At 66.3% G+C, this 25364-nt stretch carries 30 protein-coding genes and 1 tRNA gene; 19 read left to right on the top strand and 12 right to left on the bottom strand.

The genetic code is table 11. The annotated features are described in order from the left end of the window. Nucleotides 1-28: 28 nt before the first annotated feature. From LC062_RS15395 to LC062_RS15405, 3 genes are read right to left on the bottom strand one after another with little or no spacing between them, the layout of a single operon-like run. Nucleotides 29-853, bottom strand: a complete 825-nt coding sequence (locus tag LC062_RS15395) for an amidohydrolase family protein (RefSeq protein ID WP_224911917.1) — start codon at nt 851-853, stop codon at nt 29-31. Beyond that, nucleotides 850-1854, bottom strand: coding sequence for an aldo/keto reductase (locus tag LC062_RS15400; protein WP_224911918.1), 1005 nt, complete (start codon nt 1852-1854; stop codon nt 850-852). The genes LC062_RS15395 and LC062_RS15400 overlap by 4 nt, the downstream gene beginning before the upstream one ends. Then, on the bottom strand, nt 1851-2642 hold the full coding sequence (locus LC062_RS15405) for an IclR family transcriptional regulator (protein WP_224911919.1): 792 nt from the start codon (nt 2640-2642) through the stop codon (nt 1851-1853). Before LC062_RS15405 ends, LC062_RS15400 begins: the two co-directional genes overlap by 4 nt. Nucleotides 2643-2762: 120 nt before the next feature. Between LC062_RS15405 and LC062_RS15410 the strand changes: the two genes are divergently transcribed. From LC062_RS15410 to LC062_RS15475, 14 genes are all read left to right on the top strand, one after another. Beyond that, nucleotides 2763-4079 (top strand): ABC transporter substrate-binding protein, encoded by a 1317-nt coding sequence (locus tag LC062_RS15410; protein ID WP_224911920.1) that lies wholly within the window; start codon nt 2763-2765, stop codon nt 4077-4079. Nucleotides 4080-4205: 126 nt separating this feature from the next. Continuing rightward, on the top strand, nt 4206-5114 hold the full coding sequence (locus LC062_RS15415; protein ID WP_224911921.1) for a carbohydrate ABC transporter permease: 909 nt from the start codon (nt 4206-4208) through the stop codon (nt 5112-5114). Beyond that, complete coding sequence (locus LC062_RS15420) at nt 5114-5959, top strand: carbohydrate ABC transporter permease (RefSeq protein ID WP_224911922.1); 846 nt, start codon at nt 5114-5116, stop codon at nt 5957-5959. The genes LC062_RS15415 and LC062_RS15420 overlap by 1 nt, the downstream gene beginning before the upstream one ends. A gap of 3 nt (nt 5960-5962) precedes the next feature. Then, nucleotides 5963-7054, top strand: a complete 1092-nt coding sequence (locus LC062_RS15425) for an ABC transporter ATP-binding protein (RefSeq protein WP_224911923.1) — start codon at nt 5963-5965, stop codon at nt 7052-7054. A gap of 3 nt (nt 7055-7057) precedes the next feature. Next, nucleotides 7058-8167, top strand: a complete 1110-nt coding sequence (locus LC062_RS15430; protein ID WP_224911924.1) for a mandelate racemase/muconate lactonizing enzyme family protein — start codon at nt 7058-7060, stop codon at nt 8165-8167. A gap of 18 nt (nt 8168-8185) precedes the next feature. Then, a complete protein-coding gene (locus LC062_RS15435) occupies nt 8186-8515 on the top strand; it encodes an L-rhamnose mutarotase (protein WP_224911925.1) in 330 nt (109 codons plus the stop codon). Next, entirely contained in the window at nt 8508-9176 is a 669-nt protein-coding gene (locus LC062_RS15440; protein WP_224911926.1) for an RraA family protein, read from the top strand. Before LC062_RS15435 ends, LC062_RS15440 begins: the two co-directional genes overlap by 8 nt. An 8-nt stretch (nt 9177-9184) precedes the next feature. Further along, nucleotides 9185-9508: a UxaA family hydrolase gene (locus tag LC062_RS15445; RefSeq protein WP_224911927.1), complete on the top strand. Its 324-nt coding sequence runs from the start codon at nt 9185-9187 to the stop codon at nt 9506-9508. Beyond that, entirely contained in the window at nt 9501-10688 is a 1188-nt protein-coding gene (locus LC062_RS15450; protein ID WP_224911928.1) for a UxaA family hydrolase, read from the top strand. Before LC062_RS15445 ends, LC062_RS15450 begins: the two co-directional genes overlap by 8 nt. Nucleotides 10689-10698: 10 nt before the next feature. After that, the gene (locus LC062_RS15455) at nt 10699-11427 is read left to right on the top strand and encodes an SDR family oxidoreductase (RefSeq protein ID WP_224911929.1); all 729 of its coding nucleotides are present in this window, start codon (nt 10699-10701) and stop codon (nt 11425-11427) included. Nucleotides 11428-11458: 31 nt separating this feature from the next. After that, entirely contained in the window at nt 11459-12298 is an 840-nt protein-coding gene (locus LC062_RS15460) for a fumarylacetoacetate hydrolase family protein (protein WP_224911930.1), read from the top strand. Nucleotides 12299-12402: 104 nt separating this feature from the next. Beyond that, nucleotides 12403-13383: a sialic acid TRAP transporter substrate-binding protein SiaP gene (locus LC062_RS15465; protein ID WP_224911931.1), complete on the top strand. Its 981-nt coding sequence runs from the start codon at nt 12403-12405 to the stop codon at nt 13381-13383. 84 nt (nt 13384-13467) lie between these two features. Beyond that, on the top strand, nt 13468-13950 hold the full coding sequence (locus tag LC062_RS15470; protein WP_224911932.1) for a TRAP transporter small permease: 483 nt from the start codon (nt 13468-13470) through the stop codon (nt 13948-13950). Between the two features lie 12 nt (nt 13951-13962). Next, nucleotides 13963-15243, top strand: a complete 1281-nt coding sequence (locus LC062_RS15475; protein WP_224911933.1) for a TRAP transporter large permease — start codon at nt 13963-13965, stop codon at nt 15241-15243. Nucleotides 15244-15512: 269 nt separating this feature from the next. Here the strand turns inward: LC062_RS15475 and LC062_RS15480 are convergent. Then, a tRNA-Gly gene (locus LC062_RS15480) sits at nt 15513-15587 on the bottom strand. A gap of 47 nt (nt 15588-15634) precedes the next feature. Between LC062_RS15480 and LC062_RS15485 the strand changes: the two genes are divergently transcribed. The 5 genes from LC062_RS15485 to LC062_RS15505 all read left to right on the top strand — a co-directional run bounded on the left by LC062_RS15485 (nt 15635) and on the right by LC062_RS15505 (nt 18582). Continuing rightward, the gene (locus LC062_RS15485) at nt 15635-15829 is read left to right on the top strand and encodes a hypothetical protein (RefSeq protein ID WP_224911934.1); all 195 of its coding nucleotides are present in this window, start codon (nt 15635-15637) and stop codon (nt 15827-15829) included. 78 nt (nt 15830-15907) lie between these two features. After that, nucleotides 15908-16429: a prolyl-tRNA synthetase associated domain-containing protein gene (locus LC062_RS15490; protein WP_224911935.1), complete on the top strand. Its 522-nt coding sequence runs from the start codon at nt 15908-15910 to the stop codon at nt 16427-16429. 114 nt (nt 16430-16543) lie between these two features. Then, a complete protein-coding gene (gene trxA, locus LC062_RS15495; RefSeq protein WP_224911936.1) occupies nt 16544-17524 on the top strand; it encodes a thioredoxin in 981 nt (326 codons plus the stop codon). 90 nt (nt 17525-17614) lie between these two features. Then, nucleotides 17615-18298: an LON peptidase substrate-binding domain-containing protein gene (locus tag LC062_RS15500; protein ID WP_181761092.1), complete on the top strand. Its 684-nt coding sequence runs from the start codon at nt 17615-17617 to the stop codon at nt 18296-18298. Nucleotides 18299-18372: 74 nt separating this feature from the next. Beyond that, nucleotides 18373-18582 (top strand): Trm112 family protein, encoded by a 210-nt coding sequence (locus tag LC062_RS15505; RefSeq protein ID WP_224911937.1) that lies wholly within the window; start codon nt 18373-18375, stop codon nt 18580-18582. Nucleotides 18583-18623: 41 nt separating this feature from the next. On the opposite strand, the gene leuB is transcribed toward LC062_RS15505, so the two are convergent. The 8 genes from leuB to LC062_RS15545 all read right to left on the bottom strand — a co-directional run bounded on the left by leuB (nt 18624) and on the right by LC062_RS15545 (nt 25320). After that, complete coding sequence (gene leuB, locus LC062_RS15510; RefSeq protein ID WP_224911938.1) at nt 18624-19733, bottom strand: 3-isopropylmalate dehydrogenase; 1110 nt, start codon at nt 19731-19733, stop codon at nt 18624-18626. Nucleotides 19734-19949: 216 nt separating this feature from the next. After that, entirely contained in the window at nt 19950-20906 is a 957-nt protein-coding gene (locus LC062_RS15515) for a threonine/serine dehydratase (protein ID WP_224911939.1), read from the bottom strand. Nucleotides 20907-20943: 37 nt separating this feature from the next. Further along, complete coding sequence (locus LC062_RS15520; protein ID WP_224911940.1) at nt 20944-21714, bottom strand: sulfite exporter TauE/SafE family protein; 771 nt, start codon at nt 21712-21714, stop codon at nt 20944-20946. Continuing rightward, nucleotides 21711-22505: an AlbA family DNA-binding domain-containing protein gene (locus tag LC062_RS15525; RefSeq protein ID WP_224911941.1), complete on the bottom strand. Its 795-nt coding sequence runs from the start codon at nt 22503-22505 to the stop codon at nt 21711-21713. Before LC062_RS15525 ends, LC062_RS15520 begins: the two co-directional genes overlap by 4 nt. A 111-nt stretch (nt 22506-22616) precedes the next feature. Continuing rightward, nucleotides 22617-23786 (bottom strand): M20 aminoacylase family protein, encoded by a 1170-nt coding sequence (locus LC062_RS15530; protein WP_224911942.1) that lies wholly within the window; start codon nt 23784-23786, stop codon nt 22617-22619. A gap of 169 nt (nt 23787-23955) precedes the next feature. Continuing rightward, a complete protein-coding gene (locus tag LC062_RS15535) occupies nt 23956-24612 on the bottom strand; it encodes a class I SAM-dependent methyltransferase (protein ID WP_224911943.1) in 657 nt (218 codons plus the stop codon). Further along, the gene (locus LC062_RS15540) at nt 24609-25031 is read right to left on the bottom strand and encodes an EVE domain-containing protein (protein WP_224911944.1); all 423 of its coding nucleotides are present in this window, start codon (nt 25029-25031) and stop codon (nt 24609-24611) included. Before LC062_RS15540 ends, LC062_RS15535 begins: the two co-directional genes overlap by 4 nt. Before the next feature lies 1 nt (nt 25032). Beyond that, complete coding sequence (locus LC062_RS15545) at nt 25033-25320, bottom strand: YciI family protein (protein ID WP_224911945.1); 288 nt, start codon at nt 25318-25320, stop codon at nt 25033-25035. Between the last annotated feature and the right edge of the window lie 44 nt (nt 25321-25364).

Below are 25364 nucleotides of genomic sequence, written 5' to 3' on the forward strand. Positions count from 1 at the left end.
CAACGCGGGCCGGCGAGAAGGCGAGCGATCAGAGCCGGTAGACCTCGCGGGCGGTGTCGCCCCAGACCCGGGCGCGGTCTTCCGGCGACAGCGGCGCCAGCAAGGTGTCGACCATCGCCGTCCAGCCCGCATAGTCGCCGGCCAGGTTCAGAACCGGCCAGTCGCTGCCGAACATCACCCGGTCCGGTCCAAAGGTGTACAGCACATGCTCCGCCGCCGGCTGGACGGTGGCCAGCTCCGGGCGGTCGCCGGCCTCGGTCAGCAGGCCGGAGAGCTTGCAAGAGCACCGGGTCTCGCGCGCCAGCCGGGTCATGTCCGCGCGCCACTGGGAAAGATCGCCGCTGGCAAGTGCCGGTTTCGCCGCATGGTCGATGACGCAGGCAAGCTGCGGATGCCGGGAGAGACGGGCCAAGAGCTGCGGCAGGTGCCGGGGCAGCACCAGCGCATCGAAACTCAGGCCAAGATCGATCAGCGCGTCGAACACCGGGTCGAGCGCGGCACGCAGGATCCAGTCGTCGTCGGCAAGGTCCTGGATCATCGGCCGGATGCCCTTGAAGAGGGGCCGGGCGGCAAGGCGGGTCAGGGTTGCCACCGCATCGGGCGCTTCCATGTCGACCCAGCCGACGACACCGGCGATCCAGTCGGTCGCCTTGGCGAGGTCGAGCAGGTATTCGGTCTCCGCCACCGTGTCGGCGGCCTGGACGACCACGGTCCGCTCAATGCCGGCGGTCGTGAGATGCGGCGCCAGATCGGCGGGGGCGAAGTCGCGGTAGATCGGGCCGAGCGCCGGGCTCATCCAGCCATAGTCGCCACGGGCAAGGGACCAGAGATGGTGGTGACTGTCGATCTTCATGACACGCTCTCTTCCTCTGGGACCGGTGCATCGGCGCGCAGCACCTTTGCGGCCTTCAGATCGCGCCAGAGCGCCGGCGGAACGGGGGTGTGCCACCAGGTGAGGATATCGGCGAGCTCGCTGGGGCTGCGCGGGCCGGGAATGGTGCTGCGCACCAGCGGATGGGCGCGGCAGAATTGCAGCGCCGCGGCGGGCAGCGGCACATCATGCGCCCGGCAGACCTCCGTCATCGTGCGGACCTTCGCGGCGATCTCCTGCGGCACGGCGCCATAGTCGAAGGTGTCGCCGCCGACCAGCACGCCGGAATTGAACGGGCCGCCGACGACGATCTCGGTGCCGGCGGCGGCGCAGGCGGGAAACAGATCGTCGAGCGGGGCCTGTTCCAGAAGGGTGTAGCGGCCGGCCAGCAGGAACAGGTCCCAGTCGCCATGATCGAGCGCGGCGCGGCAGACCTCGCACTCGTTGACCCCGAGGCCGATGGCGCGGATCGCGCCGCTGCGGCGCAGCTCGTCGAGCGCCCGGTAGCCGCCCTCCATGGCGGTGCGGAACAGCACCGGGCCGGCCTCCGGTCCATGGGTCAGGTTGCCGATGTCATGCATGTAGAGGATGTCGATGCGGTCGAGCCCGAGCCGCTGCAAGGACGCCTCGAAGCTGCGCATTACCCCATCGTAGGAATAGTCATAGACCGGGGTGAAGGGCAGCGCCGTCACCCAGGCGCCCGGATCGGCGGCCGCGCCCGGACGCAGCAGGCGACCGACCTTGGTCGACAAGACATAGTCCGGATCGCCGCGCAGGGCATCGCCGACGAGCCGTTCCGACAGCCCGTGACCGTAGAAGGGGGCGGTGTCCACATAGGCGATGCCGGCATCGCGGGCGGCCTTGAGGGTGGCCCGGGCATCGGTCTCCGGAACGGGGGAGAAGATGCCGGCGAGGGACGCGGCGCCCAGGCCAAGCTCGGTGAGCTCCAGGCCGGTGCGGCCGACCGGGGTCTTCGCGATCATTCGGGCGCCTCCGGCAAGGTTCCGTTGAGCTGCTGGCTGATGCGCGCGGCGGTCTCGCCCATGATCCCGGTCACCGTTTCCAGCGGCGGGGCGGCATAGGCGTCGATGCGCTCCAGATAGGGGCAGGTGAGCGCGGCGACCGCATGGCCGAACGGGTCGAGGATCGGGAAGGAGATGTTGACGACGCCGACCGTGTGACGGCTCGGCTCGCAGGCATGGCCCTGCTCCCGGGTCTCCTGCAGGATCTTGAGGAACGCTGGCTCCGGCATCAACTCCTCGCCGCCGACAAGGGTGTGCTCGCGCAGCATCCGCGCGCGCATGTTCTCGTCCTGGAAGGCGGCGAGCACCAGTCCCGAGCCGGTGTTGTAAAGGCCGATCTGCGATCCGGGGCGCAGCGACAGCCGCCAGTTGCCCGGCGCGGAGAAGGACGAGGCGATGACGATATCGCCATCCTCCCACAGGGCGAGATGGACCGACTGTTCCGCCTCCTGGGCCGCATGGCGCATGGGCGGATCGGCAATGTCGAGCAGTCGCCGGCGCGGCGGGTGCATGTTGGCCAGCACCAGAAGGCGCAGGCTGAGCATGTACTTGTCATCCTCCGCACGCACCACGTAGCTGCGCCGCACCAGCGTATCGAGCATCCGGTAGATCTCGTTCGCGCCGCGTCCAAGCCCCTTGGCGATGTCCGCCTGGGTCAGGCCGACCGGCGACGCGGCCAGGAGTTCCAATATGTCCAGCCCCTTGTCGAGTGCCGGTGCCCGGTATTTGTCCGCGCTGCCTTCTGCCATCGCGTCGCCCCTGTTGTTTCGACCGACACGGTTACACAGCATATCGGTTGACACAATCAAATTATTCGTCAATGAATGGATCATTCATATAAGAATGAATATGCGCTTTGGGAGGAGCCGATGAGACAGTTGAAGATTGCTCTGTTCGCCGCCGTGGCGAGCTGCGCCCTGACGCTTCCGGCTGCGGCAGCGGATGGGGAGAGGTTCGACGGCTACACATTGCGGGTGAAGCTGATCGGCGGCGCCCAGTACGAGCCGCTCTACACGCTCATCCCGCAGTGGGAGAAGGCGATGGGGGCGAAGGTCGAGGTGATCTCGCGCAAGAGCCATTTCGAGCTCGACCGGGAGATGAAGCAGGACATCGCCTCGGGCAACATCGACTATTGCGCCTTCTCCAGTCACACCAATTTCGCGCCGCAATACGCGGTGATGAACCAGCCGCTCGACGATCTGATCGCCGCGGACACCATCGCCGAATTCGCGCCGCTGGTGATTTCCCACGCCACCGTCAATGGCGAACTGATGTCGCTGCCGCGCCATTCGGACGTGTCCAACCTGTTCTATGTCAAGTCGCTCTACGAGGACGCGGACAACAAGGCGCGCTTCAAGGCCGAATACGGCTATGACCTGGCGCCGCCGGAAACCTGGGCCCAGGCGAGCGATCAGGCGGTGTTCTTCACCGCCCCGCCGAACCGCTACGGCACCCATTTCGCCGGCAAGGACGAGGGCATCGCCGGCCGGTTCTACGAGATGCTGGTCGCCGAGGGCGGGGCGCTGTTCGACGACGACTGGAACCCGACCTTCAACAGCGAGGCCGGGGTCCGGGCGCTCAACTGGTTCGTCGATCTCTACAGCAAGAAGGCCGTTCCCGCCGGCACCACCAACTATGTCTGGGACGATCTCGGCCTCGGCTTCGCCACCGGCAATGTCGCCTTCGACCTCGACTGGGCCGGTTGGGCCGCGTTCTTCAACGGGGCGGATTCCAAGATCGGCGGCAATGTCGGCGTGGCGCTGGCGCCGAAGGGATCGAGCGGCAAGCGCACCGGCTGGTCCGGCTCGCACAGCTTCTCCATCACCAAGCAATGCGACAACAAACCGGCCGCCGCCAGCTTCATCACCTTCCTGACCGGCCATGACGCACAGATGCTGGAGGCCCGCACCGGCCTGCTGCCGACCCGGGTCAAGGTCTGGGACGATGCGCGGGCGGAATTCACGGCCAAGGGCGACAGCTTCATGGTCGAGGTGTTCGACGTCTGGGGCCAGTCCATGGCCGAGCACGCCTTCACCCCGCCGCTCATTCCCGAATGGGGCGAGATCGCCAATGCGCTGTGGCCGAAGCTGCAGGCGGCGATCCTCGGCGACATGAGTTCGCAGGCCGCGCTCGATGAGGCTGCCGACGAGGTGCGCGAAGTCATGGAAGACGCGGGCTACCTCTGACCGCCGACCGGTCTTCCTCCCGCCGCTGTGTTCGGCGGGAGGCTCCTCTTTGCCTCACCTCACCCTGCCTTTGCTCTCGCCAGACCGGGCCGAACCGATGCCACCCGTCAGGAGCTTGCCGCGCCGATGACCAGACTTCGCCGATATGCCAGGGATCATGCGGTACCGCTGGCGCTGCTGTCGCCGGCCGTGCTGGTGATCCTGCTGGTGGTGCTGCTGCCGCTGCTGTTTTCCTTCTACACCAGCTTTTCCAACTACCGGCTGATCCGGCCGGATTCGCTCTGGGACTGGGTCGGCTTTCGCAATTATCTCAGGGTGCTGGGCGATGGCGATTTCTGGTCCGCCTTCGGCCGCACCGTGCTGTTCCTGACGGTGGCGCTCAATCTGGAAATGCTGCTGGGGCTCGGGCTGGCGCTGATGGTCAACCGCATCACCTGGGGCCAGCGCACCATGCGCACCATCATGATGTTCCCGATGATGTTCTCGCCGATCCTGGTCGGCTTCCAGTTCAAGTACCTGTTCAACGACACCATCGGCCTGGTCAACAACGCGCTGCAGTCGCTCGGGCTGGCCAGCGAGCCGATCCCGTTTCTGGTCGACCGCTGGCTGGCCTTCGCCGCCATCGCTTTCGCCGAAATCTGGATGAGCACCTCGATCTTCGCCATCCTGATCCTGGCCGGCCTGTTTGCCATGCCGAAGGATCCGATCGAGGCGGCGCGGGTCGATGGCTGTTCCAACTGGCAGGTGTTCCGTCACATCACCCTGCCGTTCCTGATGCCCTTCATCTACATCGCCATGACCATCCGCTCGCTCGATGTGGCTCGTGCCTATGACATCGTCGACGTGATGACTGGCGGCGGACCGGCAGGGCGAACCGAGCTTCTGTGGACCCTGATCGCGCGCACCGCCTATGACGATGCGCGCATGGGGCGGGCAAACGCCATGGCCTATTTCTCGATCCTGCTGTCGATCTTCTTCACCTGGTTCTTCTTCCGCAAGCTGATGGCCGCCCGGCGCCATCTGGGGGCGTTCTGATGTCGCGGGCGATGAAGGACCGGCTGATCTGGGCGGTGACCTTTCTGGTCATGCTGATCATCTGCCTGCCGGGGCTGTGGGTGGTGCTGTCGGCCTTCCGCACCAATGGCGAAATCCTGACCAAGCCGGCGGTGTGGATCCCGCAGAACCTGACCCTTGACAACTTTCGCGCCATCTTCGGGCTTGGCGAGAACGTGCTGGCGATCCCGGTCGGTTCCTATTTCCTCAACTCGCTGGTGATCTCGGTCACCTCCACGGTGCTGGCGGTGATGATCGGCATGTCGGGCGGCTACGCCTTCGCCCGCCATCGCTTTCCCGGCAAGAGCGGCGCCTTTCTCTGGCTGATGCTGTCGCGCACGGTGCCGGGCATCGCCCTGTCGCTGCCGCTGTTCATCCTGTGGAGCTGGATCGGCCTGATCGACACCAAGCTGGGCGTGATCGTCGTCTATACCGCGATCAACGTGCCCTTCACCGTCTGGCTGACCGAAGGCTTCTTCCGCCAGGTGCCGCGCGATCTGAGCGAGGCGGCGCAGATCGACGGCTGCACCCCGTGGCAGGCGTTCTGGAAGGTGGAGTTCCCGCTGGCGCGCTCCGGCATCGCCTCCGCCGGTATCTTCGCCTTCCTCACCTCATGGAACGAATACGCGCTGGCCAGCCAGCTCACCCGGTCGACCGACAGCAAGACCCTGCCGGTCGGGCTGATGGATTTCACCGCGCAGTTCACCATCGACTGGGCCGGCATGTGCGCCATGGCCGTCATCATCATCATTCCCGCGCTGATCCTCACCTTCCTGGTGCAGAAGCACCTGATCGCCGGGCTGACATTTGGGGGCGTGAAGGGATAGGACATGGCCGAGGTCACCCTCAGGAAAATCGTCAAGAACTACGGCGCGCTGGAGGTGGTGCATGGCATCGACCTCGACATCGCCCACAATGAATTCGTCGTCCTGGTCGGCCCGTCCGGCTGCGGCAAGTCCACCACCTTGCGGATGATCGCCGGGCTGGAGGAGGTCTCCGGCGGCGAGATCGCCATCGGCGGACGGGTGGTCAACACCCTGCCGCCGCGCGCCCGCAACATCTCCATGGTGTTCCAGAACTACGCGCTCTACCCGCATATGACGGTGCGCGAGAATCTTGGTTTCAGCCTGAAGATCGCCGGCCGGCCGCCGGCGGAGATCGAAAAAGCCACCGACGAGGCGGCGGCGATCCTCGGGCTTGCCGACTACATGGACCGCACGCCGGGCGAGTTGTCCGGCGGTCAGCGCCAGCGGGTGGCGATGGGCCGGGCCATCGTCCGCCATCCGGATGTGTTCCTGTTCGACGAACCGCTGTCGAACCTTGATGCCAAGCTGCGCACGCAGATGCGGGTCGAGATCAAGAAGCTGCATCAGAAGGTGAAGACCACCATCGTCTACGTCACCCACGATCAGGTGGAGGCGATGACCCTGGCCGACCGGATCGTCATCATGAAGGACGGCCATATCGTCCAGACCGGCACGCCGCTGGAGGTGTTCGAACGGCCGGCCAACACCTTCGTCGCCACCTTCATCGGCTCGCCGCCGATGAACCTGGTCGATGGGGTGGTCGCGGGCGGGGAGGTGCGCTTTGCCGGCGATGCCAGCCTGCCGGTGCCGCCCGCCTTTCGCGGCCGGGTGCAGGAGGGCCAGCGGGTCACCTACGGCTTTCGCGCCGACAACCTGATGCCGGCCGGCCATGCCATGACCGGGATCGGCGAGACGGCGGACATCGACCTGACCATCGCCCTGGCCGAACCGCTCGGCGCGGAAACCATCCTCCTGTCGGAGCTCGCCGGGGTGGAGATCCAGGGCAAGATGTACAACCCCCGTGCCGTCGCCGCCGGCGAGCGGCTTTCCTGCCTGCTCGCCCTTGACCACGCCCATCTGTTCGACGCCGAGACCGGCGCCAGCCTCAGGACCTAGACCATGGCCCGCATTGAAAAGGTCGAGATCTTCATGGTCGACCTGAAGCCGAAGGTACGGCGCACCGACGCGATCCAGAGCTTCGAAAGCCAGGAGACGCCGATTGTTCGCATCACCGACGCGGATGGCGCCACCGGCACCGGCTACAGCTACACCATCGGCACCGGCGGTCCGTCGGTGATCGCGCTGCTGGAGCGGACGCTGGTGCCGCTGCTGATCGGCCGCGATGCGGACCGCATTCAGGAAATCTGGCATGCGATGCTGTTTCGCACCCATGCCACCGCTGTCGGCGCGATCACCTCGCTGGCGATGGCGGCGGTGGACACCGCCCTGTGGGATCTGCGTTGCCGCCGGGCGACGCTGCCTCTGTGGAAGATGGCCGGCGGGGCGCGTCGCTCCGTGCCGCTCTACACCACCGAGGGCGGCTGGCTGCATATCGAGACGGCAGAGCTGGTGGAAGACGCGCTGGCGGCGCAGGCAAATGGCTTTCGCGGCTCCAAGGTGAAGATCGGCAAGCCGCATCTGGCCGAGGACCGGGCGCGGCTGCTGGCGATGCGCGAGGCGCTTGGACCCGGCTACGAGATCATGACCGACGCCAATCAGGCCTTCACCCTCGCCGAGGCGCGGCGTCGGGCACAGGTGCTGGAGGAGGCGGGCGTGGCCTGGTTCGAGGAGCCGCTGCCGGCCGATGATGTCGATGCCCATCGGCATCTTGCCGCCGGCACGTCCGTGCCCGTCGCCGTTGGCGAGAGCCTTTATTCCCTGAGCCAGTTCAAGGAGTACCTGCAGGCCGGCGCCTGCTCGGTGGTTCAGGCCGATGTCGCCCGGGTCGGCGGCATCACCCCCTGGCTGAAGATCGCCCATCTGGCGGAGGCCCATAACGTGGCGATCTGCCCGCATTTCCTGATGGAGCTGCATGTCAGCCTCGTCTGCGCGGTCGAGAACGCTCCCTGGCTGGAATACATCCCGCAGCTCGATCTGATCGCCCCGGAAGGAATGCGGATCGAGAACGGGCAGGCTTTGCCGTCCGACGCGCCGGGGCTGGGCATTGCCTGGGACTGGGACGAGATCCTGGCGCGCGGTGTGATGACGCCGATCGCGCTTGCCGCTTGAGCGATGGGGGAGAAGGCGATGCAGCGCATGGGCATGGTGATCGGCCTGAAGGCTGAGAAGCTGGCGGAGTACAAGCGGCTGCACGCGGCCGTCTGGCCCGAGGTGCTGGAGCGGATCAGCCGCAGCAACATCCGCAATTACACGATTTTCCTGAAGGAGCCGGAGAACCTGTTGTTCGGCTACTGGGAGTACCACGGCGCGGATTTTTCCGCCGATGCCGCCGCCATTGCCGCCGACCCGGTCACCCGGGACTGGTGGGCCCTGACCGACCCGTGCCAGCAGCCGCTGGAAACCCGGGCAAAGGGCGAATGGTGGGCGATGATGGAGGAGGTTTTTCACCATGACTGACACGACCCCGGGGCTGGACCCGATCACCGAACGCCTGTCCACCTGCTACAGCGGCGTGGTGCATGACGTGATGCGCGCCATGGGGCTGGCGAATTTCATCCTGCCGCGCGAGATCACGCCGCTGATGCCGGAAAAGACCCTGTGCGGCCCGGTCTTCACCATCGAGGGATGCAGCGACGAGACCGCCGATCCGCACCAGACCCTCCTGGACTGGACCGGCTTGCTGTCCAAGGCAAAACCGGGGCACATCTGGGTGAGCCAGCCGCATGACGACACCATCGCCCAGATGGGCGAGCTTTCCGCCGAAACTCTGCAGCGCAAGGGGGTGCTCGGCTGCGTGCTCGATGGCGGCGCGCGCGACACTCATTTCCTGATGGATCTGGGCTTCCAGACCTGGCGGCGGTTCCACACCCCGCGCGATGTGGTCGGTCGTTGGCGGCCGACCGGTTTCGACGTGCCGGTCCACATTGGCGATGTGCTGATCCAGCCGGGCGATTATCTGCTCGGCGACCGGGACGGCATGGTGCGGGTGCCGCGTGCGCTCGCCGCCGAGGTGACGGAAAAATCCGTCGAGGCGATGCAGACGGAAAACAAGGTGCGCACGGCGATCCTTGCCGGCACAGACCCGCAGCAGGCCTACCTGCAGTATGGCAAGTTCTGAGGTCGCCGATGTCCGACACCAGCGAAGCGCCGCAGCTTTTGCGGCTTGCGGCCAGCGACAATGTTCTGGTTGCCCTCGGCGCCGTTCCGGCGGGGCTGGCCCGGATCACCGGCGGCGGCACGCTTACGGTCGGCCGGCCGGTGACGCTCGGCCACAAGGTGGCTGCCCGCGACATCGCGGCGGGAGAGAAGATCGTCAAATACGGCGTGCCGATCGGCTCGGCGACGGCGGCGATCGCCAGCGGCTGCCATGTGCATACTCACAACATGAAGAGCGATTACACGCCGACCTATGTGCTGGACGAGACATCGAAGGGAGGCGCCGGTGATTGAAGGGTTCCCGAGACAGGACGGGCGCAAGGGCATCCGCAACCATGTGGCGGTTGCCTATCTGGTGGAATGCGCCCGGCATGTGGCCAGCGAGATCGTGCTGCCCTACCGCGAGGCGGGGGCGCAGGTGATCGGCTTTCCGGGCTGCTTTCCCAACGACTACGCCCAGAAGATGATGGAGCGGCTGTGCACCCACCCGAATGTCGGGGCGGTGCTTCTGGTCTCGCTCGGTTGCGAGAGCTTCAACCGGTTCCAGCTTGCCGAGGCGATTGCCAAAAGCGGCCGGCCGGTGGAGACCATCGTCATTCAGAAGACCGGCGGCACCCGCGCCTCGGTGGCCGAGGGCCGGGCCTGGGTCGCGGCGCGGATCGAGGAGCTGGCCCGGGCCAAACGGGTGCCGATGGCCCTGAGCGAGTTGGTGGTCGGCACGGTCTGCGGCGGCTCCGACGGCACCAGCGGCATCACCGGCAATCCGGCGGTGGGGCTTGCCTTCGACCGGCTGGTTGGTGAGGGCGCCACCTGCATTTTCGAGGAAACCGGCGAACTGATCGGTTGCGAGGAGGTGATGGCCGCCCGGGCGGCGACGCCCGAGCTCGGCCGCGAGCTGACCCGCTCGGTGGAAAAGGCGGCCCGCTACTATGCCACCCTCGGCTATGGCAGCTTTGCCGCCGGCAACGCCGAAGGCGGGCTCTCCACCATCGAGGAAAAGTCGATGGGGGCCTATGCCAAATCCGGGTCCGCGCGGATCGACGGTCTGATCAAGCCCGGCGACCTGCCGCCGAAGGGCGGGCTCTACCTGATGGATGTGGTGCCCGATGGCGAGGTGCGGTTCGGCTTTCCCAACATCAGCGACAACGCCGAAATCGCCGAGATGATGGCCTCGGGCGCGCATCTGACCCTGTTCGTCACCGCGCGCGGCTCCGTGGTCGGCTCGGCCATCGCACCGGTGATCAAGATCTGCGCCAATCCGGAAACCTTCGCGCGGCTCAGCGAGGACATGGATGTGAATGCCGGGCGGATCCTGTCCGGCACCAGCCTTGTCGAGGTGGGCGACGAGATCTTCGACCTGACGCTGGCCGTCGCCGGTGGCCGCCAGACCGCATCCGAACAGCTCGGCCATGCCGAATTCATCCTGACCTACAAGAGCTTCGAGCCCATCGGGCCGGCCTGCCTGCCCAGCTGAGGAGAACACCATGGGACGATTGAGCGGAAAGACCTGTCTGATCACGGCCGCCGGCCAGGGGATCGGCCGGGCGACGGCGGAGGCTTTCATCGCCGCCGGCGCGACGGTCTGGGCGACGGATATCAACGGCGCGGCGGTGGCCTCGATTGATGGGGCGCAGGGGCGGGCGCTCGATGTCACCAGCGCCGAGGCGATTTCAGCGCTTCTGGCCGAGACCGGCCCCGTGGATGTCCTGTTCAACTGCGCCGGCGTCGTCCACGCCGGGGCGTTGCTCGACTGCCCGGAAGAGGACTGGGATTTCGCCTTTGAGCTGAACGCCAAGGCGATGTACCGGATGATCCGCGCCTATCTGCCGGGGATGCTGGAAAAGGGCGGCGGCTCGATCATCAACATGTCCTCGGTTGCCTCCTCGGTGAAGGGCGTGCCGAACCGTTTTGCCTATTGCGCCTCCAAGGCGGCGGTGGTCGGGCTGACCAAATCGGTTGCCGCCGATTATGTGACCCGGGGCATTCGCTGCAATGCCATCTGTCCGGGCACGGTGGAAAGTCCCTCGCTGCACGAGCGGCTGCGCGCCACCGGTGACTATGAGCAGGCGATGCGCGACTTCATCGCCCGCCAGCCGATGGGGCGCATCGGCCGACCGGAGGAAATCGCCGCGCTGGCGCTTTATCTCGCCTCGGATGAGGCCGCCTTCACAACCGGGCAAACTCATGTGATCGATGGCGGCTGGGCCGTCTAGACCCAGGCCGACAAGAAAAGGGAAGACATTCATGAAATTCGTACGTTTTGGGCCGCGCGGGGCGGAAAAGCCGGGCGTTCTCGATGCCGAGGGCGGCATTCGCGATCTGTCCGGGCTGATCGGCGATCTCGCCGGTGCGGTGCTGGAAAACCTCGATGCGCTGACCGGCATGAATGTCGCGGCGCTGCCGAAGGTCGCTGGCACCCCGCGCCTCGGGCCGCCGGTCGCCGGCACGGGCAAGTTCATCTGCATCGGTCTCAACTACGCCGATCACGCGGCCGAATCCGGCCTCGCGGTGCCGTCCGAGCCGGTGATCTTCATGAAGGCGACCTCGGCGATTTGCGGTCCGAACGATCCGATCGTCATCCCGCGCGGATCGGAGAAGACGGACTGGGAGGTGGAGCTGGCGGTGATCATCGGCAAGCCGGCGAAATACGTCTCGGAAGCCGAGGCGCTGTCGCATGTGGCCGGCTACGCCATCACCAATGACGTGTCCGAGCGGGCCTTCCAGATCGAGCGCGAAGGCCAGTGGACCAAGGGCAAGTCCTGCGACAACTACGGCCAGATCGGCCCGTGGCTGGTGACCCCGGACGAGGCAGGCGATCCGCAGGACCTGAAAATGTGGCTCAAGGTCAATGGCGAGACCAAGCAGGACGGATCATCCGCCACCATGGTCTACGGCGTTGCCCATCTCATCAGCTACCTCAGCCAGTTCATGACCCTGCAGCCGGGAGACGTGATCTCCACCGGCACGCCGCCGGGCGTCGGCATGGGCCAGACGCCGCCGCAGTATCTCAAGGCTGGCGACGTGGTCGAACTGGGCATCGAGGGGCTTGGCAGCCAGCGCCAGGAGGTGGTGGCGGACGCCTGACCCGCTCGACCGACAAGGCGGCGCGACCGGGAGGAGTTCGGCCGCGCCGCTGCCGCCGGCAAGGCACAGGTCGGTGGGCACAACAAGAAACCGGAGGAAATCCCATGAGCATCAAGACAAGCTGCAAGTCCGTTCTTCTCGCCGGTGCCGCGCTGGCGCTGATGGCAACCGGCGCCGCGGCCGTGGAATGGCGGCTTGGCCATATCCTGCCGCCTGATCATCCGGGCAACCGGGCGCTGGAACGGGCGGCGGAGGAGATCGCCGAGCGCACCGATAACCGGATCGAGATCAAGGTGTTTCCCGCCGGGCAGATCGGAGGTGCCAAGGAAATCCTGACCGGCATGACCATCGGCACCCATCAGATGGCCTTCGACGGGGCGGGGATCCTGAGCCAGTGGTCGAGCGAGCTGGGGGTGCTGGAAGCGCCGTATCTTGCCAAGGATTTCCGCCATCTGGAACGGCTGATCGACAGCAAGAAGGGGCATGAGCTGGTCGAGACCTTGCGCACCGAACACGGTTTGCGCCTGCTCGATGTCTGGTACTACGGCACCCGCCACATGACCAACAACGCCCGGCCGATCGAGACACCGGCGGATGTGGAGGGGCTGAAGCTGCGGGTGCCGGAGGTGGCGCTCAGCCTGGAATTCGTCAAGGCGCTGGGCGGCCGGCCGACGCCGATGGCCTTTCCCGAGCTTTATCTTGGGCTGCAGACCGGGGTGGTCGATGGGCAGGAGAACCCGTTGCCGACCATCAACGCGGCAAAATTCTACGAGGTGCAGAAGAATCTGGCGCTGACCGGGCATTTGGTGCAGTTCGTTGCGCCGCTGGTGGCCGAGGATGCCTGGAACGCGGCCTCGGAAGGCGACCGCGCGGTGGTGATGGAGGTGCTGCAGACCGTTGGCGACGATTACAACGCCAGCGTGATCGAGCTGGAGAAGGAGCTCGTCGCGGCCCTTGAGGAAAAGGGCATGGCGGTGACCCGGCCGGACCGGGAGGCCTTTGCCAAGGCGGTACAACCGATCTTCGGCCAGTTCGCCGAACTCTGGGGCCCCGACACCTACGCGGCGCTCGCGGAAATCGACTGATCCGCTTCGGGATGGGCGCGCCTGCCGCGCCCGTCCCCCCGCACACCGCCACAACAGGCAGGACGCCATCGGGGGACTTCAACCATGAAATGGCTGCACCGGGCCGAGGACGCGTTTCTCCTCGGGCTCTTCCTGGCCGCGCTGGGGGCGCTCACCGCCCAGTTGGCCAGCCGCTACTTCCTGCCCTACCAGTTTCCCTGGACCGAGGAGCTGGCGCGGTTCCTGTTTCTCTGGCTGGTGTTCTTCGGCGCGGCCAATGCCATGCGGCGCGGAGGGCTGGTCGCGGTGACCATGCTGGCCGATCTGTTGCCGGACCGGCTGCGCGACGCGGTCGCCATCCTCATGCATCTTTTCGGCGCGCTGTTTCTCGCCGTCGTTGCCTGGACGGGCCTGTTCCTGGCGATCAAGGTCGCCAAGCTGCCGACCATCGCCATGGGGATCTCCTCCAGTTTTGAATATGCGGCGGTTCCCGCCGCCTGCGCCCTGATGTGCGTGCGCTCGCTGTGGGCGGCCTGGCAGGTCTATCGCCATGGCCTGCCGCGCGACGGCGCCGCGACCTTGATGTAGGAGCGCCTCCCCATGGGTTTGATGTTTGGTCTCTGGATGCTGCTGCTGCTCCTGGGCATGAGCGTGGCGCTGACGCTCGGTGTCGCCTCGATGGTGCAGCTTTGGGCCGATGGCACGCCGATGGTGGTGATGGCCCAGCGGATGACGAAGTCGATTTCCGATTCCTTCCCGCTGCTGGCGGTGCCCTTCTTCATCTTCGCCGGCAACCTGATGAACAGTGGCGGGGTGACCGAGCGGATCTTCACCTTCGCCCGGGTGCTGGTCGGGCATTTTCGCGGCGGTCTCGGCCACGTCAATGTGCTCGCCTCGGTGATCTTTTCCGGCATGTCCGGCTCGGCGCTGGCCGATGCGGGCGGCCTCGGCAACATGGAAATCAAGGCGATGCGCTCGGCCGGCTATGACGCGGGCTTTTCCGGCGCGGTCACCGTCGCCTCCTGTGTGATCGGACCGATGATCCCACCCTCGATCCCGATGGTGCTCTACGGGGTGCTCGCCGATGTGTCGATCGGCCGGCTGTTTCTCGGCGGTGTGGTGCCGGGTCTGCTGACGGCAGGCGCGCTGATGGCGATGATCGCCTTCATCTCGAAGAAGCGCGACTATCCGCGCGATCCGGTGCCGACGCTCGGGGAGGTCGGGCGGGCCTTCAAGCGGGCGCTGTTGCCGATCATCACCCCGGGGATCATCATCGCCGGTATCGCCTTCGGCTTCTTCTCGCCGACCGAGGCGGCGGTGGTCGCCTCGCTCTACGCGCTGGTGCTGTCGATGGGCGTTTATCGGGAAATGACCTGGCGGGACCTGCAACGGGTGGTGCTGGAGACGGTGCGGATGACGGCGATGGTCTGTCTGATCGTTGCCACCGCCAGCGTGTTTGCCTGGATCCTCGCCGCCAATCAGGCGCCGATGCGGCTTGCCGGCTGGCTGCTGACCCTGTCGAAGGATCCGCTGGTGCTGCTGCTTGTCATCAACGCCGCGATCCTGATCGCCGGCTTTTTCATCGAGGGGCTGGCGATCATGATCCTGGTGGTGCCGGCGCTGGCGCCGACCCTGTTGGCGGCGGGCATCGACCCGGTGCATTTCGGTGTCGTCTTCATCTTCAACCTGATGATCGGGCTGATGACGCCGCCGATGGGGGTGGGGCTGTTCGTGGTCTCCGGCGTGTCGGGCATCCGGCTGGAAACGCTTGCCCGCGCCTCGGTTCCCTTCCTGCTGCCGCTGGCGGCGGTGCTGCTGTTGCTGATGTTCGTGCCGCAGCTCGTCACCTGGCTGCCGGACATGGTCCTCGGTCCGCAATAGACCGCAGCCCATCGGGTCCCGCGTCCCGCAATCGGGGCGTGGGGCGCGGGTGTGCGAATCGCGCGCAGAAATTACAGCAGGCAAGCGCGGCGCATGAGCGTCGCCCAAGGCGCTGCCCAATCGTCGTTTGCATCGGCGATAGCCGATGGCATCCCGAAACGGCGCACGAGGTGGCCCCATTCGGGGAAACTTTCCTGATTTTCGGAGAGGTCAGTCAGAAGCACTTCGGTTCGTTCATCGCCGTCTGATCGGCTGGACTTCGAAGTGATTGGAGCGGGCGATGAGATTCGAACTCACGACCCCAACCTTGGCAAGGTTGTGCTCTACCCCTGAGCTACGCCCGCATCCATGTTGGCCGCCGGTCGAGGCCGGCGCCTGAGGTGATGTGTATATGAACCAAGCCGATTGGGATTGCAACAGTGTTTTTTCATCTGATGACACTGAGCCGCAAACTGTGGATGAGCAGTGGATTACGAGGTTGGAAGTGGCCGGAATTCAAGGATTTTCGACGTCCTTCCGGGTGCCGGCTTGTGCCGGGTGGGTGGCATCGGATACACCGGCAAATGGCGGATTTTTCCCATTTTGAAGCGCCGGTCGAAGCGCCGGAGCACCTGTCGCGGCCGGCAGGGAAATGGGTGCGAAAGCGCAAGGGGAGAGCTTTCAGATGGCAGCGACGCGGGCGGATCTTTTCACCTTCCTCAAGGATCTGGGGATCGAGGTGACCACCGAGGACCATCCGGCGGTCTTCACCGTTTCGGAGTCGGTCGGAGTGCACGATCGGATCCCCGGGGGGCATACGAAAAACCTGTTCCTGAAGGACAAGAAGGGACGTCTGTTCCTGGTCGTGGCGCTGCATGACGCGGTGATCGACCTGAAGACGATCCACCAGAAGATCGGCGCCCAGGGGCGCGTGTCCTTCGGCAAGGGCGATCTTCTCGAAGAGGTGCTTGGCGTTCAGCCCGGATCGGTGACACCCTTCGCCCTGATCAACGACCGGGAAGCGCAACGGGTGACGCCGATCCTCGATGCGGCGATGATGCAGGTCGATCCGCTGAATTTTCATCCTCTGGAAAACACCGCGACCACCACCGTCGGGCGGGACGACCTGCTGCGTTTCGTGCAAGGGTGCGGTCATGAGCCGAAGGTGATCGCGGTCAGCGAGGAGAACGCACGGCAAGAGGCCTGAGCCGCAGGGCGACAGGTGGTTTGATATTTGCCGGCGAGGTGCCCATGTTAGGGCCAATTGGAATTGGATCGCGCCAGTGGCCGAGGCCTGCGCGCGTTACTTGGGGATGGTGCGATGAGCAATGACGGGTTTTCGGTCGGTGGCAGCTTTGGCGGCGCGTTCGGCGGCGGCATGGGCGCCCCGGCCAATGGTGGGGCGATGGGGGGCAACAGCGCGACACCCCCGACGGCGCTGATCAGCGATGTCACCACCCAGACCTTCATGGCGGAGGTGATTGAAGCTTCGCGCAGCCAGCCGGTGCTGGTGGACTTCTGGGCGCCGTGGTGCGGTCCGTGCAAGCAGTTGACGCCGATCATTGAAAAGGCGGTGAACGACGCCCGTGGCGCCGTGCGGCTGGCCAAGATGAACATCGACGACCATCCCGAGGTGGCCGGCCAGCTCGGCATCCAGTCGATCCCGGCGGTGATTGCCTTCAAGGACGGTCAGCCGGTCGATGGCTTCATGGGTGCGCAGCCGGAAAGCCAGATCAAGGCGTTCATCGAGCGGGTCGCCGGTCCGGTCGGGCCGAGCGATCTGGAGCAGATCCTCACCGAGGCCGATGCCGCGCGCGAGGCCGGCGATCTCGCCCGTGCCGCCCAGCTTTATGGCGGCGCTCTGTCGCTGGAGCCGGAAAACGCGCAGGCGCTCAGCGGATTGGCTCAGTGCCATGTGGCGCTGGAGGATCTGGAGAAGGCCCGCGCCGTTCTCGACATGGTGCCGGAAGCTGCGGCCGGGGACCCGGCGGTGGCGGCGGCCCGCGCGGCGCTTGACCTGGCCGAACAGGCCGGCGCGCTGGGCGATCTTGCCGAGCTTCAGGCGCGGATCGATGTGGATCCGGCGGACCATCAGGCCCGCTTCGACCTGGCGGTGGCGCTGGGATCGGGCGCGGACAAGGTCGCTGCCGTCGATCATCTGATCGAGATCGTTCGTCGTGACCGGGAATGGAACGAGGATGGCGCGCGCAAGCAGCTGCTGCAGTTCTTCGAGGCCTGGGGCGCGAAGGACGCGGCGACCAAGCACGGCCGGCGCCGGTTGTCGTCCGTTCTGTTCTCGTGAGCGTATGATCTTCCAGGACGGGGTCTCCGGGCTGCCTTGAGCAGCCCGGAAGGCCGATCCGGAACACGCAACGCATCAGGGGACACCGGAATGCACGCGGGAAATGCCATCTACTCCGAGCCGGCCGATCTGCCACGGTCCGTGCCGCTGTTCCCGTTATCCGGGGCCTTGCTGCTGCCGCAGACGCAGATGCCGCTGAACATTTTCGAGCCGCGCTATGTGGCGATGATCGATGCGGCGCTGCAGGGCGACCGGCTGATCGGCATCATCCAGCCCGACCACACGGTGCCGGGCGCCGAACAGGCGGAGGTGCCGCCCTTGATGCGGGTCGGCTGCGTCGGTCGGATCATCGCCTATCAGGAAACCGGCGACGGGCGCTATCTCGTCACCCTCAACGGCATTGCCCGCTTCACCCTCGTGGAGGAGCTGGACAGCGTGACGCCGTTCCGCATCGGTGTGATCTCGGCGGAGGATTTCGCCGATGATTTTCGCGCCGGTTTCGGCGAGGAAACCGTCGACCGTGAGGGCTTGATCAAGACCCTGAAGGACTATCTGGAGGCCAACAGCCTGGAGGCCGACTGGGACAGCATCGAGCGGGCCTCGACCGAGGTGCTGGTCAACGCGCTGGCGATGATGAGCCCATACGGTCCGGCGGAAAAGCAGGCACTGCTGGAGGCGCCGGATCTGCGCACCCGCGCCGACACGCTGGTGGCGCTGACCGAGGTGGAACTTGCCCGGCAGGGCGGCGGCGACGATGGTGTGACCCTGCAATGAGGCCGGCCTGCCCTTGCTGATGGGACGGCGCTTCGGCGCCGCCTCAAGGATCGTGCGACAATCGGAGATACATCATGGCCGCTGACGCCAGGCATGAGCTGGACCGCAAGCTTCTGGAGCTTCTGGTCTGTCCCGTGACCAAGACCACGCTGGAATATGACGCCGACGCGCAGGAGCTGATCTCCCGTGCGGCGAAGCTCGCCTATCCGATCCGCGACGGCATTCCGATCATGCTGCCGGACGAGGCGCGGGTGCTGGACGAGGATGGGCCGCCGGCCACCTGAAGCGGGGCCGGCGGCGGTTTTTCTCGGGCTTAAGGCCGGTATCAGGCGCTGAGCGCGTTCAGCTCGGCGATGATCGCATCGCCCATCTGGGCGGTGGAGATCGTCGCGTCGCCGGCTTCGGCGATGTCGGCGGTGCGCAGGCCCTTGTCGAGGGTGGCCGCAATCGCCTTCTCCAGCAGATCGGCCTCCGTGATCAGGTCGCAGGAATAGCGCAGCGCCATGGCGAAGCTGGCGATCATGGCGATCGGGTTGGCCTTGCCCTGACCGGCGATGTCCGGAGCGGACCCGTGCACCGGCTCATACATCGCCTTGCGCTTGCCGGTCGCCGGATCGGGCGCGCCGAGCGAGGCGGAAGGCAGCATGCCGAGCGAGCCGGTCAGCATCGCCGCCACGTCCGACAGCATGTCGCCGAACAGGTTGTCGGTGACGATCACGTCGAACTGCTTCGGCCAGCGCACAAGCTGCATGCCGCCAGCATCGGCCAGCATGTGCTCCAGCTCAACATCGGCATAGTCGGCATGGGCCTGGGTCACGACCTCGTTCCAGAGCACGCCGGACTTCATGACGTTGCGCTTTTCCATCGAGGTGACCTTGCCGCGCCGGGTGCGCGCCAGATCGAAGGCGACGCGGGCGATGCGGTCGATTTCGTAGGTCTCGTAAACCTGGGTGTCGACGGCCCGCTTCTGGCCGTTGCCGAGATCGGTGATCTCCTTCGGCTCGCCGAAATAGACACCGCCGGTCAGCTCGCGCACGATCAGGATGTCGAGGCCTTCGACCACGTCACGCTTCAGCGAGGAGGCGCCGGCCAGCGCCGGGTAGCAGATCGCCGGGCGCAGGTTGGCGAAGAGCTGCAGATCCTTGCGCAGGCGCAAGAGGCCGGCCTCGGGGCGCACGTCATAGGGAACGCCGTCCCACTTCGGGCCGCCAACCGCGCCGAAGATCACCGCGTCGGAGGCCTGAGCCAGGTCCATCGCCGCGTCGGAAATCGCCGCGCCGTGTGCGTCATAGGCCGCACCACCCACCAGATCCTCTTCGGTCTCGAACTGCGCGGTGCCGCGCGCGTTGAACCAGGCGAGGACCTTCTTCACTTCCTGCATGATTTCCGTGCCGATGCCGTCGCCCGGCAGGAGGAGGAGCTTGTGGGTGGACATATGATGCGTTTCCTCTTGAACGTCTGACGATGGGTCGCTCTGCCGGATCGGGAGAGCCGAGGCGGGAAGCGGAGCGTTGCGCTCCGAAAAAGGGCCGCTCGCCCGGGGCGGCCGGAGCAACCTGGCGTCTGATGGGACGAAGGTTGCTCTAGAACGTTGCGCCGGCCTTGGCAAGCGCCGGACGGGTGCGAAGGGTCCCGGGCCGGTGCGGTGTCATCACCACGCTTCGCCGGTTCCAACGGTTGCGGCGAGGCTTTCCAGCGCGACATTGCCGCCGCAGACGAGAACGCCGACCCGTTCGCCGGGCGCGGGCCGGTAGGCGCCGCTCAGCAGCGCGGCAAGCGCGGTCGCCGCGCCCGGTTCGGCGGCGATCTGCGTCTCGGTCCAGAGCCGGGCCTGGGCCGCAAGGATCGCGTCATCCTCGACCAGCACGCTGTGATCGAGCCGGTCCGCGCAGATCCGGTAGACCAGATCGCCGCAGCGCCGGGCGCCGAGACTGTCGGCGGCGATGCTCTCCACCGGCACGTCGACCGGCCCGCCGGCGGCGAGCGCGGCATTGAGCGCGGCGGAACCGCTGGGTTCGACGCCCACCACCTTTATCCGTCCCTGCAGCCAGGTGGCCATGCCGGAGATGAGACCGCCGCCGCCGACGGCGATCAGCACGGTGTCGAGATCAGGCGTCTGTTCTTCCCATTCGGCGGCGGTGGTGCCCTGGCCGGCGATGGTCGGGGCGGCGTCATAGGCGTGGATGTCGCGAGCGCCGGTTTCGGCCCGGTGACGGGCGCAGGCCTCGGCCGCATCGGCATAGCGGGCGCCGCCCACATGCAGCCGGGCGCCATAGGAGCGGATCCGGGCGATCTTCGCTGGCGAGGAGGTTTCGGGCACGAAGATATCGGCCGGCACACCGAGCGCCCGGGCGGCATAGGCGACGGCGGCGCCATGGTTGCCGCCGGAGGCGGCAGCAACGCCCGCCGCCGGGATCTCCTGCGACAGCAGCGTGTTGAACGCGCCGCGCACCTTGAAGGAGCCGGAATGCTGGAACAGTTCGAGCTTGAGGGAGACCGAATAGGGTAGCCCGAAACTGCCGGCGCCGCTCTCCATCACCGGCGTTTGCCGGATCCGCTCGCGCACCCGTTGCCAGGCCGCTTCGATATCCTGCCGATCCACTGTCATGTCCGGTTCGTTCTCCTGTTGCGCCATCAGCGCGATATCATCCGCCGGCCGCGAGCGCCATCGCGCCGCGCCAGACCAGACTTCCGGCCAGTCCCGTCATGAGAAGGCGAAAGCCGATGCGGAAGCCGTGTTCCGGCATGCGTCCGAGCAGCCGGGTTCCGAGCAAGGTGCCGATGAACCCGGCGGCGATCATCAGAACGATCAGCCCGGCCCAGGGGGCGAAGGCGAAGCCGAGCAGGCCGAAGACGACGATCTTCAGGACGTGCATCATCAGCGCGGTCATCGCCTGGGTCGCGACGAAGCCGTGGCGGGTCAGACCGAGCGCGGAGAGGACCGCGCCACCGATGGGGCCGGCGGCGCCGAAGAACATGCTGAGAGTGGTGGCGACGAAGCCGGCTGCGGCCATTGCCCGTTTCGGCATGTGGCCGAGGCGCGGACCATGACCCCAGACCATCCACAGAAGGAACAGCCCGAGACCGATCCGCAGCACCGGCGCCGGCAGGGTGATGGCGATCGAGCCGCCGAGCAGGGCGCCGGCCAGCCCGCCCAGCGCGAACCACAGGGCGGCGGGCCAGTTGACATGACGGCGCAGGACAAGCGCCCGGCCGGCGTTGGAACCCAGCTGCACCACCCCATGGACCGGCACCAGCGCGGGTACCGGCAGCACCTGCGCCATCACCGCGATCAGGGTGATGCCGCCACCAAGGCCGAGAGCGGCGGACAGCGCCGAGGTCAGCAGGCTGATGGCGATCAGCAAGAGGGCAACGGCCGGCGCCATGTCCGGCGGCAGCCAGGCGGCCAGGCTCATGTCCAGCGGGTCCGGGCGTAGTCCATGGCCTCGCGCAGATCGAGCTTGCGGGTGGAGTTGCCGCTGCGGACATAGAAATGCAGTTTGCCGCCCTCGCTCAGATAGACCGCGCGCGGCGCCGGCTGGACCAGCACCATGCACACATCCTTGCCGTCGATGACGGTGAAGGTGGTCTGGATCGCCGGGCAGAGGTCGCCGCCGAGAAAGCGGGTGACAATGTCGTTGACGGTGCGTTCGAAACCGTCCCGGTTGGGATGGCGCAAGGTGGCGTAGTCGGCCTCAAGCCCGAGCACCGTGCCATCGTCGGCCACGCCGATCAGCAGCCGGCCGCCATGGGCATTGAAGAAGCCGGCGATGGTCTTGGCAATGACCGTCTCCAGCCCCTTGTTGATGTTCCGTTCCTTCAGGTCCCAGCGCATGGTCGACTTGAATTCCACCTCGGCGGTTTCGCCGCCGCTGATGAACTCGGGAATCTGTTCGCCATGGGCGGCGCTGAGAAAGCGCAGACGGCGCGAGGTTTCGAGGTAGGAACGGGTGAAGAGGCCAAAGCCGAGGCCGACGAGCCCGCCGACCGCGGCGAAGGCGAGCACCATGTGCAGGTGCCGGGGGACCACCAGCAACAGCAGCCGGTCAGTGAGAAAGTCCCCCAGAGAGGGGACATTCGGCTGGATCGCCCGGTATTCCAGCCAGACGATGGTCAGCACCGCCGGATGCAGCAGAACGATGCCGATCAGCGCGCCGGCAAGCACGTAGACGACGAGAAGAGACAGGCGTGAACTTAGGAGAGCCATGAACCGCTCTTGGATGATGGGTGGGCAATGGAAACCGCCTGCCCGTCCGTGTCAAGGCATCGGACCGGGGAGAGGGTGTTCCCGTTTCCCCGATCCGCTTCGGTTCTGGCCTCAGGCGGCCGGCATGGCGGTCTCCACCAGCTTGACCCAATAAGAGCAGCCGACCGGGATCAGCTCGTCGTTGAAGTCATAGGCCGGGTGGTGAAGGCCGGCGCTGTCGCCATTGCCGGCGAAGATGAAGGCGCCGGGCCGTTCCTCCAGCATGAAGGAGAAATCCTCGCCGCCCATGGTCGGCGCGATGTCGGTGTTGACGTTGTCCTTGCCAACGATCTCGCGGGCGACGGAAACCGCGAAGTCGGTCTGGTCGGCGTGATTGGCGGTGATCGGGTAGTCGCGCCGATAGGTGACGGTGGCCTTGGCGCCATAGGCTTCGGCGATGGTCGGGACGAGCGCCTTCAGCCGTGCTTCGGCCAGATCGCGGATGTCCGGATCGAGGGTGCGCACCGTGCCGCGCAGGGTGGCGGTCTGCGGGATCACATTGTCGGTGAAGCCGGCATTGAAGGTGGTGATCGACACGACCACCGACTTCAGCGGATCGGCGTTGCGGCTGGCGATCGACTGCACCGCCTGGACGATGTGGCTGCCGACCAGGATGGTGTCGATGCCCTCATGCGGCTTGGCGGCATGGCAGCCCTTGCCTTCGATGTCGATCTGCAGCCGGTCGGCGGCGGCCATGATCGAGCCGGGACGAATATGGAAGGTGCCGACCGGCGCGCCGGGCAGGTTGTGCATGCCATAGACTTCCTGGATGCCGAAGCGGTCCATCAGCCCATCGTCGATCATGGCCTTGGCGCCGGCGCCGCCCTCTTCCGCCGGCTGGAAGATGACGATGACCGTGCCGTCGAAATTGCGGGTTTCGGAGAGGTATTTCGCCGCGCCAAGCAGCATGGCCGTGTGGCCGTCATGACCGCAGGCGTGCATCTTGCCGGGAATGGTGGAGGCATAAGGCTTGCCGGTGATTTCCTCCAGCGGCAGCGCGTCCATGTCGGCGCGCAGGCCGATCACCTTGCCGGAGCCGTTGGCGCGGCCCCTGATCACGCCGACCACACCGGTGCGGCCAATGCCGGTGGCGATCTCGTCGACGCCGAAGGCCTTCAGCTTGTCGGCAACCAGCTCCGCCGTGCGATGGGTGTCGTAAAGCAGCTCCGGATGGGCATGGATATCCCGGCGCCATTCGGTGATTTCCTCGGCAAGGTCGGCAAAGCGGTTGATTGTCGGCATGGGGGTCCCCGGTGAAGTCGATAGACGGCTGGCGCCAAGCGCCGAATGGCGCGTGGCGAGAGGTGTATATCTGACGCGGACAATCGTCCCGACGCAAGCCCCGCCGGCGTCTGCCCGGCAGAATTCGCCCGTTCGCGAAGGGGGCAGGGCCGATCAAATCGGGAGGGGGTCAGGCCAGCAGCCGGTAGACGCTGCTGCGTTTGATCGAAAGATCCTCCAGCGAGCGGTTGACCGGAACTTCATAGGTGGCGACGGCGCGCAGCCGGTCGGTCGGCAGGTAGGTACGGCCCGGATCGCCGATATAGACCTCGCTGCCGGCGGCGAGCACCCGGTCGAGCCAGGCAAGCACCTGATCGGCCATCGGCTTTTCGTAAAAGACGTCGCCGCAGAACAGAACATCGGCTTGCGGCGGCGGTTCCTTCAGGCGATCGCCCTCGGCGAACTCGATCCGGACGTCATTGAGCTCGGCATTGAGCGCAGTGGCGACACGGGCGAAGCGGTCGATGTCGCAGGCGGTGATGCTGGCCGCGCCGGCCCGGGCGGCGGCGATGGCGACGAGACCGGAGCCGGTGGCGAAATCGAACACCTGGCGGCCTGCGACCAACTCCGGCGTGTCGAGGACGAACCGGGCCAGCGCCTGACCGCCGGCCCAGGCGAAGGCCCAGAACGGTGGCGGCAGGCCGAGTTCACCCAGATCGTCCTCGGTCTTCTGCCAGAGGGCGACGGCCTCGTCCGCCAGATGGAGGCGGAGTTCCGGTGCGTGCGGGACCGGGTGCACCCGGGTGTTCTCGCGAATGAAACGCACCGGATCGGTGATGGCGCTCATTCCGGGTCGAGACCGCCCATCTCGCAGACGATGGCCCATTCCTCCGCCGTCACCGGCTGGACCGACAGGCGCATGGAGGTGACCAGCGACATCTCCGAAAGGCGCGGCTCGGCCTTGACGGCGGCGAGGGTGACGGGTTTGGGCATGTCGCGCACGGCCTTCACGTCGACGCATTCCCAGCGCGGATCATCGGTGGTGCTGTCCGGATGGATCTCGCGGCAGATCTCGACAATGCCGACCACCTCCTTGCCGATGTTGGAATGGTAGAAGAAGCCACGGTCGCCGATCTTCATCTCGCGCATGTTGTTGCGCGCCTGATAGTTGCGGATGCCGTCCCATTCCTCGCCGGCGTCGCCCTTGGCCTTTTGCATCTCCCACGACCATTTGTCGGGTTCGGATTTGAACAGCCAGTAGCGCACCTCAGGCCTCCGGATTCTTGAGGGCCCAGTTCCAGGGCCGGATCTCGACGGTTTCGAACAGTCCAGCCCGCGCATAGGGGTCTTCCTGGGAGACGGCGAGCGCCTCGTCGCGGCTTTCGGCCTCGATCACCACCAGGCTGCCGGTCATGCCGCCATCGTCGTTGAGGAACGGGCCGGCGGCCTTCAGCCGATCGCCCATGGCGGTGAGGAAGGCGAGATGGTCGGCGCGGGTGTCGAGGCGAATTTGCTGCGCACCGGGTTTGTCGGTGCAAATCAAGGCGTAGAGCATGGAAGGGTCCTTGTCTGTCGTGGACGCCGGTCTGTCTGGGGCGC

This window comes from Stappia indica (genome assembly GCF_020177335.1).
In the GTDB taxonomy this organism is placed as follows: domain Bacteria; phylum Pseudomonadota; class Alphaproteobacteria; order Rhizobiales; family Stappiaceae; genus Stappia; species Stappia indica_B.